This is a genomic window from Streptococcus sp. HMSC062B01 (assembly GCF_001811085.1).
Classification (GTDB): domain Bacteria; phylum Bacillota; class Bacilli; order Lactobacillales; family Streptococcaceae; genus Streptococcus; species Streptococcus gordonii.
In genome coordinates, this window is the sequence record NZ_KZ672791.1 from 1 (window position 1) to 244 (window position 244).

Below are 244 nucleotides of genomic sequence, written 5' to 3' on the forward strand. Positions count from 1 at the left end.
GTCGCAGGTTCGAATCCTGTCTTCCCGATTGTATGGCGGTGTAGCTCAGCTGGCTAGAGCGTCCGGTTCATACCCGGGAGGTCGGGGGTTCGATCCCCTTCGCCGCTATAATGATCTTGTTGGACCTTTAGCTCAGCTGGTTAGAGCTCTCGGCTCATAACCGAGTGGTCGTAGGTTCAAGTCCTACAAGGTCCATGTTTTTTTGTATACTGGAGGATTACCCAAGTCCGGCTGAAGGGAACGG

General features: G+C 53.7%; 2 tRNA genes. Both read left to right on the forward strand.

Annotated features, from left to right (window positions below):
* Positions 1 to 34: 34 nt before the first annotated feature.
* Positions 35 to 108, forward strand: a tRNA-Met gene (locus HMPREF2780_RS07225).
* A 13-nt stretch (positions 109 to 121) separates the two neighbouring features.
* Positions 122 to 195 (forward strand) — tRNA-Ile (locus HMPREF2780_RS07230).
* Positions 196 to 244 lie beyond the last annotated feature (49 nt).